Annotated in this window: 21 protein-coding genes and 1 tRNA gene; 15 read left to right on the forward strand and 7 right to left on the reverse strand. The window is 56.8% G+C overall.

Translation table 11 applies throughout. The features are described from left to right. Window positions 1-127: 127 nt before the first annotated feature. A complete protein-coding gene (locus tag JK176_RS02160; protein WP_211586207.1) occupies window positions 128-1,279 on the reverse strand; it encodes an FAD-dependent monooxygenase in 1,152 nt (383 codons plus the stop codon). A 99-nt stretch (window positions 1,280-1,378) separates the two neighbouring features. On the opposite strand from JK176_RS02160, the gene JK176_RS02165 reads away from it, so the two are divergent. Then, window positions 1,379-2,014 carry a TetR/AcrR family transcriptional regulator gene (locus JK176_RS02165; RefSeq protein ID WP_211586209.1) on the forward strand — a complete coding sequence of 212 codons (636 nt, stop codon included), beginning with the start codon at window positions 1,379-1,381 and terminating at the stop codon, window positions 2,012-2,014. A gap of 66 nt (window positions 2,015-2,080) precedes the next feature. Here JK176_RS02165 and JK176_RS02170 read toward each other — a convergent pair whose 3' ends face one another. Together JK176_RS02170 and metC are read right to left on the reverse strand one after the other, a co-directional pair. Beyond that, window positions 2,081-2,710, reverse strand: coding sequence for a LysE family translocator (locus JK176_RS02170; protein WP_211586210.1), 630 nt, complete (start codon window positions 2,708-2,710; stop codon window positions 2,081-2,083). Between the two features lie 168 nt (window positions 2,711-2,878). Then, a complete protein-coding gene (gene metC / locus JK176_RS02175) occupies window positions 2,879-4,060 on the reverse strand; it encodes a cystathionine beta-lyase (RefSeq protein ID WP_249194130.1) in 1,182 nt (393 codons plus the stop codon). Between the two features lie 101 nt (window positions 4,061-4,161). Here metC and JK176_RS02180 point away from each other — a divergent pair, with 101 nt between their 5' ends. Together JK176_RS02180 and JK176_RS02185 are read left to right on the forward strand one after the other, a co-directional pair. Further along, a complete protein-coding gene (locus JK176_RS02180; protein WP_211586211.1) occupies window positions 4,162-4,620 on the forward strand; it encodes an Lrp/AsnC family transcriptional regulator in 459 nt (152 codons plus the stop codon). A 72-nt stretch (window positions 4,621-4,692) separates the two neighbouring features. Further along, a complete protein-coding gene (locus JK176_RS02185; protein WP_211586212.1) occupies window positions 4,693-5,859 on the forward strand; it encodes an MFS transporter in 1,167 nt (388 codons plus the stop codon). A 69-nt stretch (window positions 5,860-5,928) separates the two neighbouring features. Here JK176_RS02185 and JK176_RS02190 read toward each other — a convergent pair whose 3' ends face one another. Then, window positions 5,929-6,339 carry a helix-turn-helix domain-containing protein gene (locus JK176_RS02190; protein ID WP_211586213.1) on the reverse strand — a complete coding sequence of 137 codons (411 nt, stop codon included), beginning with the start codon at window positions 6,337-6,339 and terminating at the stop codon, window positions 5,929-5,931. Between the two features lie 100 nt (window positions 6,340-6,439). Here JK176_RS02190 and JK176_RS02195 point away from each other — a divergent pair, with 100 nt between their 5' ends. The 3 genes from JK176_RS02195 to JK176_RS02205 are packed head-to-tail and all read left to right on the forward strand — an operon-like array spanning window position 6,440 to window position 9,102. Further along, window positions 6,440-7,459 carry a zinc-binding alcohol dehydrogenase family protein gene (locus JK176_RS02195; protein WP_211586214.1) on the forward strand — a complete coding sequence of 340 codons (1,020 nt, stop codon included), beginning with the start codon at window positions 6,440-6,442 and terminating at the stop codon, window positions 7,457-7,459. A gap of 52 nt (window positions 7,460-7,511) precedes the next feature. After that, window positions 7,512-7,946, forward strand: coding sequence for a cupin domain-containing protein (locus tag JK176_RS02200; protein WP_211586216.1), 435 nt, complete (start codon window positions 7,512-7,514; stop codon window positions 7,944-7,946). A 13-nt stretch (window positions 7,947-7,959) separates the two neighbouring features. Continuing rightward, a complete protein-coding gene (locus JK176_RS02205) occupies window positions 7,960-9,102 on the forward strand; it encodes a major royal jelly family protein (RefSeq protein ID WP_249194131.1) in 1,143 nt (380 codons plus the stop codon). A 96-nt stretch (window positions 9,103-9,198) separates the two neighbouring features. Here the strand turns inward: JK176_RS02205 and JK176_RS14905 are convergent, their stop codons facing one another. The 3 genes from JK176_RS14905 to JK176_RS02220 all read right to left on the reverse strand — a co-directional run bounded on the left by JK176_RS14905 (window position 9,199) and on the right by JK176_RS02220 (window position 10,697). Then, window positions 9,199-9,891: a hypothetical protein gene (locus JK176_RS14905; protein WP_249194133.1), complete on the reverse strand. Its 693-nt coding sequence runs from the start codon at window positions 9,889-9,891 to the stop codon at window positions 9,199-9,201. A gap of 45 nt (window positions 9,892-9,936) precedes the next feature. After that, window positions 9,937-10,179 carry an AlpA family transcriptional regulator gene (locus JK176_RS02215; RefSeq protein ID WP_035729032.1) on the reverse strand — a complete coding sequence of 81 codons (243 nt, stop codon included), beginning with the start codon at window positions 10,177-10,179 and terminating at the stop codon, window positions 9,937-9,939. A gap of 428 nt (window positions 10,180-10,607) precedes the next feature. Then, window positions 10,608-10,697, reverse strand: a tRNA-Ser gene (locus JK176_RS02220). Between the two features lie 219 nt (window positions 10,698-10,916). Between JK176_RS02220 and JK176_RS02225 the strand changes: the two genes are divergently transcribed. From JK176_RS02225 to leuB, 9 genes are all read left to right on the forward strand, one after another. Then, window positions 10,917-11,444 (forward strand): Spy/CpxP family protein refolding chaperone, encoded by a 528-nt coding sequence (locus JK176_RS02225; RefSeq protein WP_249194134.1) that lies wholly within the window; start codon window positions 10,917-10,919, stop codon window positions 11,442-11,444. 129 nt (window positions 11,445-11,573) lie between these two features. Next, window positions 11,574-13,001, forward strand: coding sequence for a signal recognition particle protein (gene ffh, locus JK176_RS02230; RefSeq protein ID WP_211586218.1), 1,428 nt, complete (start codon window positions 11,574-11,576; stop codon window positions 12,999-13,001). A 43-nt stretch (window positions 13,002-13,044) separates the two neighbouring features. Further along, a complete protein-coding gene (gene rpsP / locus JK176_RS02235) occupies window positions 13,045-13,389 on the forward strand; it encodes a 30S ribosomal protein S16 (RefSeq protein ID WP_062029531.1) in 345 nt (114 codons plus the stop codon). Window positions 13,390-13,417: 28 nt separating this feature from the next. Continuing rightward, window positions 13,418-13,960 (forward strand): ribosome maturation factor RimM, encoded by a 543-nt coding sequence (gene rimM / locus JK176_RS02240; protein WP_211586219.1) that lies wholly within the window; start codon window positions 13,418-13,420, stop codon window positions 13,958-13,960. After that, a complete protein-coding gene (trmD, locus tag JK176_RS02245; protein WP_062109737.1) occupies window positions 13,957-14,661 on the forward strand; it encodes a tRNA (guanosine(37)-N1)-methyltransferase TrmD in 705 nt (234 codons plus the stop codon). Before rimM ends, trmD begins: the two co-directional genes overlap by 4 nt. A gap of 24 nt (window positions 14,662-14,685) precedes the next feature. After that, on the forward strand, window positions 14,686-15,078 hold the full coding sequence (rplS, locus tag JK176_RS02250; RefSeq protein ID WP_041110658.1) for a 50S ribosomal protein L19: 393 nt from the start codon (window positions 14,686-14,688) through the stop codon (window positions 15,076-15,078). 21 nt (window positions 15,079-15,099) lie between these two features. Continuing rightward, on the forward strand, window positions 15,100-16,527 hold the full coding sequence (gene leuC / locus JK176_RS02255) for a 3-isopropylmalate dehydratase large subunit (RefSeq protein WP_211574574.1): 1,428 nt from the start codon (window positions 15,100-15,102) through the stop codon (window positions 16,525-16,527). Beyond that, window positions 16,527-17,153 carry a 3-isopropylmalate dehydratase small subunit gene (gene leuD / locus JK176_RS02260; protein WP_194262170.1) on the forward strand — a complete coding sequence of 209 codons (627 nt, stop codon included), beginning with the start codon at window positions 16,527-16,529 and terminating at the stop codon, window positions 17,151-17,153. Before leuC ends, leuD begins: the two co-directional genes overlap by 1 nt. After that, window positions 17,150-18,259, forward strand: a complete 1,110-nt coding sequence (gene leuB / locus JK176_RS02265; RefSeq protein ID WP_211586220.1) for a 3-isopropylmalate dehydrogenase — start codon at window positions 17,150-17,152, stop codon at window positions 18,257-18,259. The genes leuD and leuB overlap by 4 nt, the downstream gene beginning before the upstream one ends. The last annotated feature ends 51 nt before the right edge of the window (window positions 18,260-18,310 follow it).

An 18,310-nucleotide genomic window follows, 5' to 3' on the forward strand; every position in this document is an offset into this window, starting at 1 on the left:
AAATCGATAAAACTGCGATGCTGCGCCTCACGGGCGGCCACCCAATCTCTCGGCAAACGTCCGCTTTCAGAGACAAACGAAAGGTCTGGTCTAGAGATAGACTATATCAGCCTTGCCTTCCCCTTCCTCATGCATTCTTGCGGAAGAGGTATTTCCTGGAGCGCAGCAGGATCTGCCACAGAACACGGCGCCCCCAGAGCGAAAAGCGGTTTGACGGGACGAACAACTGGGAACGCAGAGCGATGAATCTCTGATGCTTGCGGACAAATGGACGCATCCGGGCCTCGAACATTTTCAGCGCACCATCAATGTCCTGCGAACAAGCCGCGAAAGCTTCGCCGAGAACCTGTCCACCAAGCATCCCGGCTGAAGCCCCCATGCCTGAATACAGTGTCAGGCACCAGGCTGAATCCCCAAGCAGCAGAACACGACCTTTCGACCATCGGGGCATTTTGACCATCTGAACGGAATCAAAAAGGAAGTCGTCTGTTGTTGCCAGATCCTCAAGAGCTTTGGAAATAATACCGCCCACATCCAGATCGGCAAATATCTGGCGCAGCGTGGAAAGCGGATTTGTTCTGGAAGCTTTTTCCGGATTTCTGGTTCGGTACGAGAAAAGTGCGGTTGAAGGGCGTCCTTCCAGAGGAAAGACGGTCAAAGTGCGCTTTACATCCGCGACCATAAGGCCATCGCCAGTTCTGAAGCCCTCGACGGGCCGCGCCAAAGGAAAAGCACACAGCATCGTGCCAATTGAATGGAAGAACGCTTTATCCGGACCAAAGACCAGTCTGCGCACCGTTGAACGGACGCCATCAGCCCCTATCACAAGATTATAGGTTTCCGTCGTTTCACCACCGCCTTCTGTTCGGAGTATGACCTGAGCCTGCATGGCGCCATTCGCGATCGCCACGGGGACAGTGCCGAACCGGACGTCCACCTTTCCTTCAATTCCGGACCAGAGAGCTTCTTCGATATCCCCTCGCAGCACAGCAATCGGCGCATTTGTCTCTTGCGTCAGATCGGCAATGCGTCTGCGGGTGCCATCCTTGCGCACATCCCAGAAACGAATGTTTTCCGGGGTTCTTTTTTCCATGACATCCAGAACACCCAAAGCCGAGGCGGCATTTTTTCCTTCATCGCGCAAACCGATGAAATAACCGCCTTTCCGCCGCTCGGGAGCACGTTCGACAATCACAGGCGTCCAGCCCTGACGCTTTAAAGCAATGGCAGCAGACATGCCGCCAATGCCGAGGCCTACGATCAGTGCGCGCTGTGTCATATAACGTCTCCCAGTGGAGTGATTTCTCCATCTGAACATTGCATATATTGAAGCGACCATCAATTTGAACGATGTTCACATTAACACACAGGAGGTGATATGAGCGTGACAGCACGGGAAAGCTATCACCACGGTGATCTGAAGACGGCGCTTATTGTGGCATCAGAAGCCATCATCCGGGCCGAAGGCGTTGAAGGGTTTACCCTGAGAAAAGCTGCGAAGTCCGCTGGCGTCTCTCCCGGAGCCCCCTCACATCATTTCAATGGCACAAAGGGGCTTCTGACAGCTGTTGCCATCCGGATTTTCAAGCAGCTCGGAGCGGAACTGAATGTTCTCCCGTCATCCGGAATGCCGGCTCAGGATCTTCGGACGCAGGCTCTGGGCTACGTGACATTCGCCGCACGTAATCCCGGATTATTCCGGCTTATTTGCCGCGTGGATCTGATTGATTTCAAAGACGCTGATTTGATGAAGGCTTCTTTTGAAGCGCTGACACACTATGCCCATGCCGCAGCAGCCTATTTCGGGCACGAACCAACCAATCTGCATCACCGTGTCTTTCGCCCCCATATGGCCAGTGCAATGGCAACGGCTCATGGACTGGCGCATATGGTGATAGAAGGCCGCCCTGCACTCTTGTTCGATACGCCAGATCCGATCGGCACTTTTATCGAGACGGCGCTTCCCTCCATTCTGCTGGCGACGTGGCCAGACCCAAGCAGCATTGATCCGTAAAGATCATTCGAACGCGCAAAAACAGACTGTCATCATTCAGGCGAAGCGGGGATCTGATGTCAAAACTCAATTGGGGCGGGTTTTCAGAAGAAGAGCTGCGAACCCAACGAAAATCACTCCTGTGACACGATTGAAGATGCGTTTGATGGAGGGACGGGTCAGATAATGGGATAACGAACGCCCCCCTGCGGCATAAATGACGTACCAAAAACATTCGACAGCCGAGAAGCTCGCAACAAGGATTGCAAACTGAGGGGCCTGTGCGGCAGCGGGATTAACAAATTGCGGGAGAAAAGCTGCTGCGAACAGAAGAAGCTTGGGATTACTGATACCGATGATAAAGCCGCCCCGAAACAGAATGGCCGGGGAGAGAGACACAGGGAGCTTGTCCTCACCGACATCGAGAGGTGCAACATCGCTGCGCCACGCTTTGATGCCGAGATAAAGCAGATAGGCGACACCGACATATCTCAGAATTTCGAATGCGCCCGGAAGCGCCATAAGCAGCGTGGTTAATCCTACAGATGACGCTGTCAAAACAGTCACGAGTGCTGTGAGGCACCCAGCCATGGCAGCAGTGCTTCGCTTCATACCAAGATCAACACTGCGCGACAGAATGTGCAGCATATTGGGGCCCGGCGTGCCCGAGAGTAGAAAAACAGCTGCCAGAAAGAGCCACCAAGTGTGTAGTGTCATAATGCCGTTTCTCCTTAACCCAAGCGTGCCATCCGGGAATGATATGTCTTACACATCCTTCCCATCCTGATGGGTTATAAAAAAATCATTGAGTGCAGGCATCACGCGAATCAATTCCGCATGCTGTCTGCACCAGACATTTTGGCCGGGTCAGGCATGATCTGTCTGTCATAGGTTTTTCTGCGCTTCCATCGCTCTCAGGCGGCTGAAACCCTCTTCAAGGTCAGCCATCAGGTCATCGACGTCTTCCAAACCGATATGCAACCGTATGAGATGCCCGGTTTCCGTCCATTGTGTTGCAGTGCGCAGGGAACGGGGATCCACGGGCAGCGCCAGACTTTCAAAACCACCCCAGCTATAGCCGATCGTAAACAGCTTCAGACCGTCGATCATAGCTGCCACGAAATCGGATGACGGACTACGGGTCACGAATGACAGCAAGCCGCTGGCCCCTCGGAAATCCCGCTGCCACAGAGCATGATCCGGATGAGACGGGAGCGCGGGATAAAAGACACGCGAGACTTCAGGCCGCTGTTCCAGCCAGTGGGCAATGGTCAACGCACTTTCCTGATGCCGTTGCAGACGGACATCGAGGGTACGAAGCCCGCGCAGAACAAGCGTCACATCGTCTGGTCCGACGTACTGGCCAAGCTGGAAATGCATGTCTCTGACCTGCTCCCACGCCCGGGGGCCACAGGCGATCGTGCCCAGCATCACGTCGGAATGACCACCGATATATTTCGTTGCCGCCATGATGGACAGATCAACACCCAGTTCCAGTGGCTTCAGGAACAGAGGCGTTGCCCAGCTATTATTCATCAGGACGAAGATATCACGCTCATGGGCTACGGCGGCGATAGCGGGAACATCCTGAATTTCGAACGTGCCAGAGCCAGGAGATTCGAGGAAGACGGCACGGGTATTGGGTTGGAGCAGTTCGGCAATGCCAGCCCCAACGCGCGGATCGTAATAGGTGGTCTCGATATTCATTCGTCGCGCCGCCGTATCACAGAAATGTCGGACCGGGCCGTAAACGCTGTCGGGAACCAGCAGATGATCGCCTGCACCACATACCGCCAGGATCGCTGTGGTGCAGGCCGTCAGACCGGACGGGCAGAGCACCGTGCCGATAGCTCCTTCCAGCGCGTTGATAGCCTCACACAGTGCGGTTGAGGTTGGGTTACCCCACCGACCGTAACGATAGGGCTGCGTCCTCCCAGCCAGAGCAGCGACAGTGGGAAAGGCGACAGTCGAACCGCGATAAAGGGGGGGATTGATGAACCCATGGTGCTCTGATGGATTGACAGCAGCATGGGCTAGGAGCGTGCGATCATTCATTTTCTTACTCATTTTGTCTCCATTTCCTTTGAACGTAGGAAATCCCTGACAAAATGTGTTTTCAAAAATCTGACTTCATCGACGTATTCGGGAAAGAATATTAACTTTGCCCGATGATAAAGCTGGATCAGATCGACCGTACGATTTTACAGACGCTTCAGGCGGATGGACGCCTGAGCAACAGCGATCTGGCGCAGCGGGTCGGTATTTCCGCGCCCGCGTGCTGGAAACGGCTGAAGCGGCTGGAAGCCGACTGCATTGCGGGATACCATGCAGAACTGGACGCAAAAGCGCTTGGCCTCAATCTTCTGGCGTTTCTCAGCATCATGCTCGACGACCATTCAGAAGAAACGATGACCGGGTTTGAAAGCGCAGTCTCGAAAATGCCCGGAGTGATCGCCTGTCATAATGTCTCGGGAAAATATGATTATCTGCTACAGATCGTCGTCCGGGACATGGACGATTTTCATAACCTCTCAATGCGGCAAATCCGGATGCTGGGGTGCATCAAGGAAATGCATACGCATTTCTCAATCCGCGAAATCAAACGGTCCGGCAGCTTGCCCCTGTGAAATCACGCCGGAAGCCCCTCTGATCAGGGCCTCCCTACCGCATGAAAATAAAGGTTTTTTGACGTGTCATTGATGGGCAATCCTCACCCAGCTTCGCTCCGGGCCCAGCACTCGACCCGTTTGGCATTCCTCATCGCCGGTTTTTCGGGTGCGGCATGGGCGCCGATCATTCCCTATGTCAAACTGCGATGCGGCCTCACAGACGCCCATCTTGGTCTGCTCCTTTTATGTCTGGGGATGGGATCGATCATCGCCATGCCCGTTGCTGGAAGTCTGGCTGGACGCTTCGGCTGCCGGTGGATCATTGCAATGGCCACCCTGGCCGTCTGCTGCGCTTTGCCTGTTCTGGCGTCTTCAGACTTTATGCCTTTCCTTGTCGCTGCCCTGGTTATTTTCGGCGCGGGGGTTGGATCGATTGACTGCGTCGTCAATGTCCAGGCTGTTATTGTCGAGCGCGCGTGCCAAAAAACCATGATGTCGGGCTTTCATGGCCTTTTCAGCGTAGGTGGCCTCCTCGGAGCCATAGGCGTGAGCAGCCTGCTCAGCCTTGGCTGCACGCCCACTCAGGCCTCTCTTGTCGTTGTTGTTTTGCTGTTTCTGAGTGCATGTCTGGCGCTCCCTGGTCTACTGACCGGGCGAACCAGTTCGGACGCCGGGACCGCCTTTGCTCTCCCTCATGGGATCGTTCTGATCATAGGGATTATGTGCTTTATCGTCTTTCTGGCGGAAGGAGCTGCCATCGACTGGAGCGCGGTCTTCCTAGCGACAGTGCGCCACGTCGAGATGCGCTATACGGGGCTAGGATACGTTGCGTTTGCTTCCACAATGACAGTCGGGAGATTGCTGGGAGATCGGCTGGTTCGCCACATCCCCGGCCGTGTGCTGGTCGTAGGTGGAAGTCTTCTGGCTGCCATGGGAATGTTTCTGGTGACGATGTTTCCGGTCTGGCAGCTGACCCTTGTGGGCTACGCACTGGTTGGCGCAGGGTGTGCCAACGTAGTTCCAGTGCTTTATTCAGCCGTTGGAAGACAGACTTTCATGCCAGAACATCTTGCAGTGTCGGCCATAACAATGCTCGGATATTCAGGAATTCTGGTTGGCCCTGCGGCCCTGGGGTTTGTCGCCCAGAGTGCAAACCTTCCCATCGCGCTCGGAAGCGTGGGGGTTTTGCTCATCTTTGTCGCCTTGATGGGGCTGATACTTCCCCAAGCTCTCATCAGTGGTGAAACTTCGCGCTAAGAAACACGAACCATGGAGATGGATCGAAAATCCCCTATGGCTTCTTCTCACCCAGTATTTCCGGAGTGTTCATTCAGCGGCCGAAAAGGAGTCAATGACAGGCCAAAATGCTTCGTCCTGACCTTTGCAGCCCGCAGGATCGGGCTTGAAAACCGTATGTTCGTCCCCCCATTTCTTGAGCGCCATGATGACGGGTTCGAGAGTCTGGCCGCGTGGGGTCAGGCTGTACTCCACCTTGGGCGGAACTTCGGGATAAACCGTCCGTAACACGAACCCGTCACGCTCCAGTTCGCGAAGCTGGGTTGTCAGCATTCTCTGCGTGATGTTGGGCAGTCGCTTGCGGATGGCGTTGAAGCGTAAGGTCCTCTGAAGCAGATGATAGAGGATCACGCCTTTCCATTTCCCGTCGATGAGCTGAAGCGTTGCCTCAACAGCGCAGCCGGGGCTGCAATCAAGTGACTGATGGCGGATACGGGTCATAACGGTATCATTTCCGACACTATGGGCGTTAAAAGTGCGTTCTTGTCTGAAAACAGCATAGTGCTCACTCTTCTCCTCATTCAACAGAGGAGCAGACATCATGCGGGCCATCGGTTATCAGACGCCGCTTCCCATCGAAAATCCGGCGTCTCTTCAGGATATTGATCTACCGAAACCCGTCCCTTCGGGCCGGGATCTTCTGGTGGAAATCAGGGCCGTGTCGGTCAATCCGGTTGATACAAAAGTCCGCCGCAGCGCAACACCGGAGGCGGGTCAGTGGCGCGTTCTGGGCTGGGATGCGGCAGGCGTTGTCGTGGGCACTGGACCGGACGTCACGGATTTCTCTGTCGGCGATGAGGTCTTTTATGCGGGGGCGATCAATCGCTCAGGGATCAACGCGGAGTTTCATCTGGTCGATGAGCGGATTATCGGTCGCAAACCCCGCTCCCTGAACTGGGCCGAAGCCGCGGCCTTACCGCTGACAGCAATCACCGCCTGGGAGATGCTTTTCGATCGCCTGGACGTTCGTCGGCCTGTCCCGGGAGCGACGCCGTCCATATTGATCATTGGAGGCGCAGGTGGAGTCAGTTCCATGGCGATCCAGCTGGCCAAGGTTCTGACTGATATCACGGTCATTGCCACGGCTTCGCGCCCCGAAACGCAGGACTGGGTCACATCTCTCGGGGCAGATTACGTAATCGATCACAGTAAGCCTCTGGCCACACAGGTTGCTGCCCTTCCTACGGGTGCCCCCGGTTTTGTTTTTTCAACGACGCAGACAGATCGGCATCTGGCAGAGATCGTCGAACTTCTTGCCCCTCAGGGACATTTCGGCCTGATTGATGATCCTGCTGAACTCAATGCCGTATCACTCAAGCGCAAAAGCCTCTCCCTGCACTGGGAGCTGATGTTTACCCGCTCACTGTTCGGAACGGTAGACATCAGCGCACAGGGGAAACTCCTGAACGATGTGTCGCGTCTAATAGATGAAGGCCGTCTTCGCACGACGCTCGGCAAAAATCTCGGGCATATCACCGCCGCCAATCTGAGGGAGGCTCACGCTCTGATCGAGAGTGGTCAGGCAAAAGGCAAGATCGTGCTCGAAGGTTTTCCTGCCTGAACGGAGACGATCATGGCGAAAACAGTCAAAGCGCTTGAGAGGAGCAGACCTCATGAATGACGAAGAGCATCTGATGACCCTGAACCGGACGGGAGGTCGCTTCGATCTCAATAAAATTGCGACGGCGTTTCCCGAAACGGCAGACACGATGCTGCTGGACACTTATCTGACGGACAAGCCGGAAGCCAGCATCCGGGTCTTCCGGATCTATCGGGAGGTGCCGCCGCATTACCATACCCAGTGCGATGAAGTGCTTCATGTCCTGTCCGGGACAGGCACATTCTGGATAGATGATCCCAAGGAGGAGGCGCCGTTTGCCCCCGGCCATCTTCTGGTGTTCCCCCGTCGGGCCGTGCATGCCGTACCCCGCATTCTGAGCCATCCAGTCGTTTTTCTGGCCATTGATACGCCGCGACGGGCTCCAGACGACGTGGTGTTCGTCGATCCTGCTGACGGTACGCCGTCCGGTTTTATTGCCGGGATCTGACATCATGGGAGTCATGAAGCAACGTCCACGGCATGCTTTCCTAGAAAAAGGCCTGCGCAGGATCGCCATTGCCGTTTTCACGGGTTTCGTTGGGGTATGCGGGCATCCTGATCCTTCCCGTGCTCAGACCATCAGGATTGAGGCGACTACTAACGCAATAGACTGGAACGCCGTAGCGCTTGCTGGCGGTCATGTGTTTGTCTCAGGCCCTCGCTGGAGCGGGTTTTCCGGACCGGCCGTGGGTCTTCTGACAAAGAATGGAAAGATAAAGCCTTTTCCAGATGCTGACTGGAATGGCTGGAAACCCGGGCAGGATGCAACGCATCGGTTTGTCAGCGTCAATGCCCTCCACGTTGCTCCTGACGGCACGCTCTGGGTTGTTGATACTGGAACTCCGTCTTTTGGAGGTGCTCCCATACCTGAAGGAGCCAAACTGGTCCGCATTGATCCGGCAACAAGTCATGTGCTGCGGATCTATCCTCTGGGGCCAGAGATCGCGCAGGCAGGCAGCTATATCGACGATATCCGTTTCAACGGGAGGCATGCTTATCTGACGGATGCGGGCAAAGCAGCGCTGATCGTTCTTGATATCAAAACAGGTCAGGCACGTCGTGTTCTGGACAACGATGTTTCCACACGCGCACGGACAGATCGACCGATTGTCATGGACGGACACGTCGTGGAGAGCCACCCGCATCAGCCGCTTCTGGTGAACGTCGATCCGCTTGAAGTCAGTCCGGACGGGAAATGGCTGTATTTCGGGCCGCTTGAAGGGCCGTGCTCTCAAGTTCCGACAGCTTTGCTCGATGATCCCAATGTGTCGTCAACCGATCTGTCTGCGGCTGTGAGACCCTGGGCAGATTTACCTCCGATCGGAGGCAGCGCCATGGATGCTGCAGGAAACTTTTACTTCACCAATCTGAAGGATAACGGCGTCTATCGCAGGGACGCTTCCGGAAAGATCACGAAACTGATCTCGGATTCACGTCTGCACTGGGCTGATGCACCTTGCCTTGCTCCGGACGGTCGTCTCTGGCTGCCCGTCGCGCAACTGGATCGTCTTTCGATGTTCCATCAGGGACATTCCCGCAGTCACCAGCCGTTTTTGCTGGTATCTATCGATCCTCATGTTGGTCAGGTCAAACCCGGGCGATAGGGCTATGATGACCGTCAAACGCCGCGATAGTCGCCTGCGTGATGCTTTCTCGCGTGCAAAGGTACCCGCGAAGTCGCCGTGCTTTGGCGGACGTGTTCACCTGTAATACCACCGATGTTTACCAGGATCTCTCTTCGGAAAATCAGGGGGAGCAATCCATCGGCGCGTCTGGGCGGTACGATGCCGTCGCCATCCAAGATATGTCAAAGCACGGGCAAGAATAAGCTGCTCGTCAGATCGTATCGGCCTTTTATAAAACAGAACTTGCTCCGCGATAACGTTCAGCGGCAGCCCTCCAGACGGGGACTGATCATGGACCTGGATCATCCTGCCAGAAGCCAGCTGCGGCAGGAGATCTTTAATCGTCAGTTTATCTGACCAATGCGAAGCACTGGCAAACAAAAGCTCCATGATTTCATCTACCGTTGGCTGTGCAATCGTAGATTTGTCTTTCAGGAAAAGAAATGTGTTAAGTATCTCAAAAACCTTAGTGTCTGAAAAATTACTGCTTGTTCTGTTGAATAGGAACCATCCTTTAGAAATATCCGAAGGACATGCCTCAAATAATTTATGTAAGTCATTTACGGTAGTTGGTCTTGCAAATATATTATCAGGATCATCTACTTTGTAGCAATTAGTCTTGTAATAGGGGTCAATCTCTCGAGTAACATCACACAGGATCCAGAAAACAATATCCTGATAGACGCATTTCATCTCCAGGGAGTCCCAAGGGCTGTCCCAAGCAAAGTCAATCTCAGCGACGTCAAACATAGCGCTAGCTTTCATCATGGAAAGGAAAGATCCGCAGATATCCTGCGCTGATAAAATCAGCAGCTACGACCAGACGTTGCTCAGTGTGGTCTGCATGGCGGAAGAAGCGCTGCCGTCACGACGGACGAGTCTTTCGACATCGCGCAGTCGAAACAGAGTTCGCCTTGGACCGATTTTCAAGCGTTCGAGCTCGCCCGCAGCGACATATCTGTCGATCGTCGAGAGGGACACGCGTAGTCGCTCAGAAGCTTCCCGACGCGTTATGAAGATGTCGTCAGAGCGACGAAGGGGGAAAACAGAACTCATGATACGCCTTTCCAACCAGCCCCTCAGGGGACTAACGATGATACTAATTTCGTTTGGTTTTTTTCGGCGTTCAGTGTTCTACAGGGTCTCTGCTTGAAGCGGTGGCAGAGAGCCTTCTGGGCTTGCTAGAAGTTTTTCGTACTGTAGTGTCAGCTAACTTAAGAACGTTAGCCGAACACGGACGACGATTTCAAGAAATTTCTGAGCGAGTTTTTGCGGATCGCTGCTTCAGTTGCGTCCTCAGATTATCTGGATGCCCCTGAGAAACACAGGATTTCAGTCACAGGTCGCATCGATAAATTTACAGGACGACGCATATCGCGTCCGGGCGCTGCACGATGACGCATTTTTTAAGATGGGACCCAAGATGGGATCGATTTTGATAAATCAGATAACTGCCTGAAAAATTTTGGGTTTTTTGATTCATCTGGCGGAGAGGGTGGGATTCGAACCCACGGTACGCTTCCACGCACGGCGGTTTTCAAGACCGCTGCCTTCAACCACTCGGCCACCTCTCCATCCGGCAGACTTCATTTCTGAAGACTTCTGTTCGGATCTGGATGCTTCATGCGACGGGAAGCATTTGCCGTCAAGTCGCTATGTTACATATACCCTCTCTCCTTACTCTTTGAAACGGAGGAGGGGGAACTCAGCAACATTGAAGCATGCCATCTAGAACGTCATGGAAGGCGCCTTGTGCGTTTCCGGCTGCCATAACCTCCAAGGATATGACGTCCATGACGATCCTTCGTCCTGTTGTTTTTCTTCCCGTCATTGCGGCTCTAGGCCTGATGGGAACTCCTCTTCTGGCTTCGGCGCAGGCGCACCATGCGTCCGATTGGGTTCAGCCGCCTCCGGGAGGTCCGCGTGGCGCTCCCGGCCATATGATGCCTCCTGTTCCTCCCGGCGTTACGCTGACGGCGGCTCAGAAAACAAAGCTCAAGGCCATTTTTGAAAAGGCTCATCAGGATGAGCGCGCGCTTCGTCTCGAAGGGCGGGCGATTGAGGACAAGATCCACGATGCCCTCAGTGCTGTCGGCGATCTGGATCGTGTAACGCTGACGGATCTGAGTGGGCAGGAAAACGCCCTCAAGGCGAAAGTCTCCGCGCTGCATCTCGAAACCATGGAGCAGCTTCATGATCTATTGACGCCTGCTCAGCGCCAGCAGGGCAAAGAGACCATGGACAAGCTCAAGGACCTTCATGAACAGATGAAGGCTCTGATGGGGCATCCGCCAGAAGGCGAACCGGACGACATGCCCTGAAAACCGAGGTTTCTGCGTCTATCGCTTGACGCCTCGGCGGCAAGGCGATAGACGAACTCTGTTTCCGGACACGCCACCTCGCGAAGACTCGCGCAGTGGCGTGTTTCTGTTTGCTTTTAAGGTGACCCGTTGTTCGATCAACTCTCAGGCAAGATGTCCGGTGTCCTCGAAGGGCTTTCCAAGAACGGGAAGCTCTCGGAGGCTGATGTCACCGAGGCCATGCGTGAAGTACGTCTCGCCATGCTGGAGGCAGACGTTGCTCTGCCTGTGGTGCGGGACTTCGTCAACAAGGTTCGTGAGCGGTCTGTTGGGCAGGAAGTGCTGGAAAGCGTTTCTCCTGGTCAGGCTGTCGCCAAGATCGTCAACGATGCCCTGATCGACGCATTGGGCGGGGCAGGGGCGGTTCCGCTGAACCTGTCCGCTAATCCGCCGGTTCCGGTGCTGATGGTGGGTCTGCAGGGTTCGGGTAAGACGACGACGTCCGGCAAGATCGCCCTGCGCCTGTCCGGTCGTGAGAACAAGAAAGTCCTTCTGGCCAGTCTCGACGTCCAGCGTCCGGCCGCGCAGCTTCAGCTTCAGCAGCTGGCCGAGCGCGTCAACGCCAAGACGGGTCGCGTTCAGGCTCTGCCGATCATTGCCGGACAGTCGCCTGTCCAGATCGCAAAGCGTGCGCTCGAGACCGGTCGTCTCGAAGGTTATGACGTCGTCATTCTCGATACGGCAGGCCGTCTGTCCATCGACGAAGCGCTGATGGATGAAGTGCGGGAAATCCGCACGCTCACCAAGCCTGCCGAGACATTGCTGGTCGTTGATGCGATGACCGGTCAGGACGCCGTCAACACCGCAAAGGCCTTCAACGAAGCTGTCGGCATTACCGGTGTTGTCATGAGCCGGATGGACGGCGACGCCCGCGGTGGCGCGGCCCTGTCCATGAAGGCCATCACGGGCGCGCCGATCAAGCTGACCGGTTCGGGCGAGAACCTCGAAGCGCTTGAAGAATTCCATCCCGAGCGTGTCGCGGGCCGTATTCTCGGCCTGGGTGACGTTGCCGGGTTGGTGGAACGTGCTGCTGAAACCCTCGATCACGAGGAAGGTGAGCGCGTCGCCAAGAAGATGCTCGCGGGGAAGTTCGATCTGGATGACTATGTGTCCCAGATCAACCAGATCAACCGCATGGGCTCGATTTCCGGCATTCTCGGCATGATGCCGGGGATGGGAAAGATCAAGGATATGCTGGGCGACAAGGAGCTCGATACGTCGATCTTCAAGCGTCACAAAGCCATCATTTCCTCGATGACGAAGCAGGAGCGCAAGACGCCGGAGATCATCAAGGCGTCCCGCAAAAAGCGCATTGCGGCAGGCTCGGGAACCACGGTTCCGGAGATCAACCGCCTGCTCAAACAGTTCAACGACATGTCCACCATGATGAAACGCATCAGCAAGATGGGCCTTGGTGGCCTGATGCGCGGCATGGGTGGTGCAGGAGGTCTGGCGGATCTGATGAAGGGCATGGGTGGCCCCGGGGGTAAACCCGGCGGACGCCCGCCTTTCGCCTGATCTGTCCCGTTTTTTTACAAGTTCTGTCTCTCAGGAGTATTTCATGAGCCTCAAGATCCGCCTTGCACGTGCAGGTGCCAAGAAGCGTCCCTACTACCACATCGTTGTCGCCGACAGCCGCAGCCCGCGCGATGGCCGTTTCATCGAGAAGGTTGGTTCCTACAACCCGATGCTGCCGGCTGATCACGCCGACCGTATCCGTCTGGTTGACGAGCGCATCAAGCACTGGCTGTCCAACGGTGCCCTCGCCACGGACCGTGTTGCCCGCTTCCTCGGCAATGCAGGCCTGGCTCCGAAGCCGACCTACAACGAGCAGCCCAAGCAGTCCGCTCCGAAGGCGAAGGCTCAGGAACGCGCCAAGGCTGCTGCTGCCGCTGCTGCGGCCTGATTGAGCTGCTTTTCAGGAAGCCCGAGACGTGCCCCGCTTCAACCCTGACAGCGATGTCCTGATTGCCACCGTCGGTCGTCCGCACGGTGTTCGCGGTCTGGTGCATCTGCATGCTGCCACAGATGATCCGGCTTCGGTCGAGACGCTGGGCGTGCTGCATGACGGGCAGGGCAGGGCATGGACGGCACGCTGGATTTCGGCGGGCGTGGCTGCACTGACGGATGCCGAGGGTCAGGATCTCCCTGACCGTACGGCCGCCGAACGTCTGGTTAATGCCAAGCTGTATGTTCCGCGCACCGTTCTTCCAGAAACCGGAGACGACGAATTCTATCATGCCGATCTGATCGGCATGACGGCTGTCTCGGAAGACGGAGAGGTTCTCGGGACGGTGTCGGTCGTTCACGATTACGGCGCAGGCGTCAGCCTCGAAGTGGATCGTGGTCTGATCGTGCCGTTCACGCTGGCTTGCGTACCGCGCGTTGATCTTGCGAAACGGGAAGTGACGCTTGTCCCTCCTGTTGAAGTCGAGGTCGAAGGGGATCTCTCCGGCGAGGTCCAGGTGCGGGCATGAGCTGGCGCGCGGACATCCTGACCCTTTTCCCTGACATGTTCCCGGGGCCGCTGGGGTTCTCCCTTGCGGGCCGGGCGCTGGAGCGGGGGATCTGGTCCTGTGAAGCGCATGATCTGCGCCAGCATGGACTGGGACGTCACCGGGCCGTCGATGATACGCCTTTTGGTGGCGGAGCCGGCATGGTGATGCGGGCAGACGTTCTGGATACGGCCCTCTCGGCGCTTCCCGCGCTGGATGGGCGTCCGGTTGTCTACCCGACGCCACGGGGGAAGCGCATGTCGCATGAAGATGCGGAGCGCCTGTCGTCCGGACCGGGGGTCGTCGTTCTCTGTGGGCGCTTTGAAGGCGTGGACGAGCGCGTTCTGGAGAAGCACGATATCGAACAGCTCTGCATGGGCGATGTCGTGCTGTCGGGCGGAGAAATTCCTGCCCTGACTCTTCTGGATGCGTGCGTACGGCTCCTTCCCGGCGTCATGGGGTCAGATGTCAGCGGTCAGGACGAGAGCTTCGCCGAAGGGCTTCTTGAATATCCACAATACACCAAGCCGGCAGTGTGGGACGGGCGGGACGTGCCCGACATTCTTCTCTCCGGCAACCATGGTGCCATCGCCCGCTGGCGCCATGAACAGTCAATCGCCGTCACGAAGGCGCGCCGCCCGGACCTCTGGGATGCGTATCTGGCACGACAGCAGGTCCATTGAAGTTTTGTTTTCAGGAGTTTGGTCATGAACATTATCCAGCAGTATGAGGCGCGCGAAATCGAGCGTCTTTCCGGCGTCCGCGCTGTTCCCGAGTTCATTGCAGGTGACACGGTCCGCGTTGGCGTCCGCGTTGTCGAAGGCACGCGTGAGCGTGTCCAGAGCTTCGAAGGTGTTGTTATCGCCCGTTCCAACAAGGGTCTGAACAGCAACTTCACGGTTCGCAAGATCTCCAACGGTGAAGGCGTTGAGCGCGTGTTCCCGCTGTATGCACCGTCGATCGCCAGCATCGAAGTCGTGCGTCGCGGTAAGGTCCGTCGCGCAAAGCTGTATTATCTGCGTGGCCGTTCGGGCAAGTCCGCCCGTATTGCCGAGCGTCCCCGCGATCTGCCGAAGGCGGACAGCAAGGCCGCTTCCTAAACCGTTCGGAGTAGAGACAGGATGCCCGTTACCAATTCGCCCAGAACCCTTTTTGACAAGATCTGGGACGATCATGTCGTCGAACGTCTCGAAGACGGGACGTGCATCCTCTACATCGACCGGCACCTCGTTCACGAGGTGACAAGCCCGCAGGCCTTTGAAGGTCTGCGGCTGTCCGGGCGTCGCGTGCGTCGTCCGGATGCCACGGTGGCCGTGGTGGACCACAATGTCCCCACGTCCGACCGTTCCAAGCCGATCGAGGAGCCGCAGAGCCGCCTCCAGATCGAAACGCTTGAGAAGAATGTTGCCGAATTCGGCATCCCCTATTTCCCGCTGCGCTCCGCCTCTCAGGGGATCGTGCATGTTGTCGGGCCGGAACAGGGTATTTCGCTGCCGGGCATGACGATTGTCTGCGGTGACAGTCACACGTCAACGCATGGCGCTCTTGGTTCGCTGGCGTTCGGGATCGGCACGTCCGAGGTCGAGCATGTGCTCGCGACCCAGACGATCCTGCAGAAGCCCGCGAAGAACATGCGTGTTTCGGTTGAAGGCAAGGTCGGTCCGGGTGTGACGGCCAAGGACATCATGCTGGCCATCATCGGCCGCATCGGTACCGCCGGTGGCACAGGTCATGTTATTGAATTTGCAGGATCTGCGATCCGCGATCTGGACATGGCGGGGCGTATGACGCTGTGCAACATGTCCATCGAAGCCGGTGCGCGTGCTGGTCTGGTTGCGCCTGACGAGACAACCTTTGCTTATGTGAAGGGGCGGCCGTTCGCGCCGAAGGGCGAAGCGTTCGAGCAGGCCTGTGAGTACTGGCGTAGTCTGGCGTCTGACGAAGGTGCTTATTTCGATACCGAAGTCACGCTCGCTGCGGAGGAGATCATCCCGTCCGTCACATGGGGTACCAGCCCGCAGGACGTGCTGCCGATCGATGGTTCCGTTCCGTCTCCGTCAGACGTTGCCGATCCGGCCCGTGCTGCCCAGATCCAGCGTGCTCTGGATTATATGGGTCTTGAAGCCGGGCAGAAAATTGCCGGGACGCCAGTGGATGTCGTGTTCATCGGCTCCTGTACGAACAGCCGTCTGGAAGATCTGCGCGCTGCTGCGGACGTGGTGCGTGGTCGCCATGTTGCCGAGGGCGTTCGGGCCATGATCGTTCCCGGCTCCGGTCTGGTGAAACATGCGGCTGAAGTGGAAGGACTGGACAAGGTGTTCCTTGATGCCGGTTTTGAATGGCGTGAGGCAGGCTGTTCGATGTGTCTGGGGATGAACCCGGATCGTCTGACGCCGGGCCAGCGCTGTGCTTCGACATCCAACCGTAATTTTGAAGGCCGTCAGGGCCCGGATGGTCGCACGCATCTCTGCTCGCCTGCCATGGCGGCAGCCGCGGCTGTGACGGGACGTTTGTGCGATGTGCGTGAACTGGTGAAGGAGACTGTCTGATGGACAAGTTCACGGAACTGACCGCCATTGCGGCGCCTATGCCGACCGAGAACATCGACACGGACCAGATCATTCCAGCCCGCTTTCTCAAGACCATCCAGCGGACCGGTCTGGGAAAGAATGCTTTCGCGGCCCAGCGATATGACGCCGATGGCAATGAAAAGCCGGATTTCGTGCTTAATCAGGAACCATACCGGCACGCCGAAATCCTGATTACCTACGACAATCTGGGCTGCGGATCTTCGCGCGAGCATGCCCCGTGGGCGTTGCTGGATTTCGGGATCCGTTGTGTGATCGCGCCCAGCTTTGCCGATATCTTTTTCAATAACTGCTTCAAGAACGGTATCCTGCCGATCCCGCTGCCGCGCGAGATCTGCGACGAACTGATGGACGATGCCCGTCAGGGGTCGAATTCGCGTCTGACGGTGGATCTGGAGCGTCAGGTGATCGTGCGTCCGAATGGCGAGACCATCGCGTTCGAGGTCGATCCGTTTCGTCGCCACATGTTGCTGGAAGGGCTGGACGATATCGGACAGACCATGGCCCATGATGCCGAAATCAGCAGCTTCGAACATCGCACCAGCCGTGCGTGGGTGCCGTCAATTACCATAGGGACTGTGAAATGAGCGACGCACACAAGCTTCTGGTTCTGGCCGGAGACGGAATCGGCCCGGAAGTCATGCGCGAAGTTGCGCGGATCGTGCACTGGATGAGTGCGCATCGCGGACTGAAGCTTGAAATCACGGAAGAACTCGTTGGTGCAGCCTCGCTTGCCGTGCATGGGGTCCCCATCCGCGATGAGGTTGTTGAACTGGCCCGTCAGTCTGACGCGGTGCTGTTCGGCTCTGTGGGCGATCCGGCCTGGAGCCATGTCGGGTTCGACAAGCGCCCGGAAGTGGCGATCCTTAAGCTCCGCAAAGAACTTGAATTGTTCGCCAATCTGCGTCCGGCCAAGCTGTTTGATGCCCTGATTGACGCCTCCGCGCTGAAGCCGGAAGTGGTGCGCGGACTTGACCTGATGATCGTTCGCGAAACGGTCGGCGGCATTTATTTCGGTGAGCCGCGTGGAATCGAAACGCTGCCTGACGGCTCCCGTCGCGGCATTAACACGGAAGTTTACACAACGTCCGAAATCGAGCGTGTGGCGCGTGTAGCGTTCGATCTGGCCCGCAAGCGCGACAATCGCGTGTGTTCGGTCGAGAAGTGCAATGTCATGGAAAGCGGCCTTCTGTGGAAGGAGGTCGTAACCGACCTTCACAAGCGCGAATATTCCGACGTTCAGCTTTCGCATATGCTGGCCGATAACTGCGCGATGCAGCTCGTGCGTGACCCGAACCAGTTTGATGTCATTGTAACTGGGAACCTGTTCGGAGACATCCTGTCCGATCTGGCGTCGATGCTGACGGGTTCACTCGGGATGCTGCCGTCTGCAACGCTTGGCCCGGTTCGCGCCTATGGCAAACGCAATGCTCTGTATGAGCCGATCCATGGCAGCGCGCCGGACATCGCAGGCAAGGGGATTGCCAATCCGCTGGCCCAGATTCTGTCTTTCGCCATGCTGCTGCGGTATTCGCTCAATCGCGCCGAGGATGCGGATCTGATTGAAACAGCTGTGTCGAACGTGCTGGCTTCGGGCCTGCGGACCGGAGACATCATGTCTCCGGGTATGGCTCGAGTCGGAACCGAAATGATGGGGCAGGCCGTCCTGCGCGAGATGGAAAAGCTCGCCTGACTTTTTACGGGACCTGTCTGGCACATATCAGGCGCCTTCCTTAGGGAAGGT

It is taken from the genome of Gluconobacter sp. Dm-73 (assembly GCF_018256215.1).
Classification (GTDB): Bacteria; Pseudomonadota; Alphaproteobacteria; order Acetobacterales; family Acetobacteraceae; genus Gluconobacter; species Gluconobacter cadivus.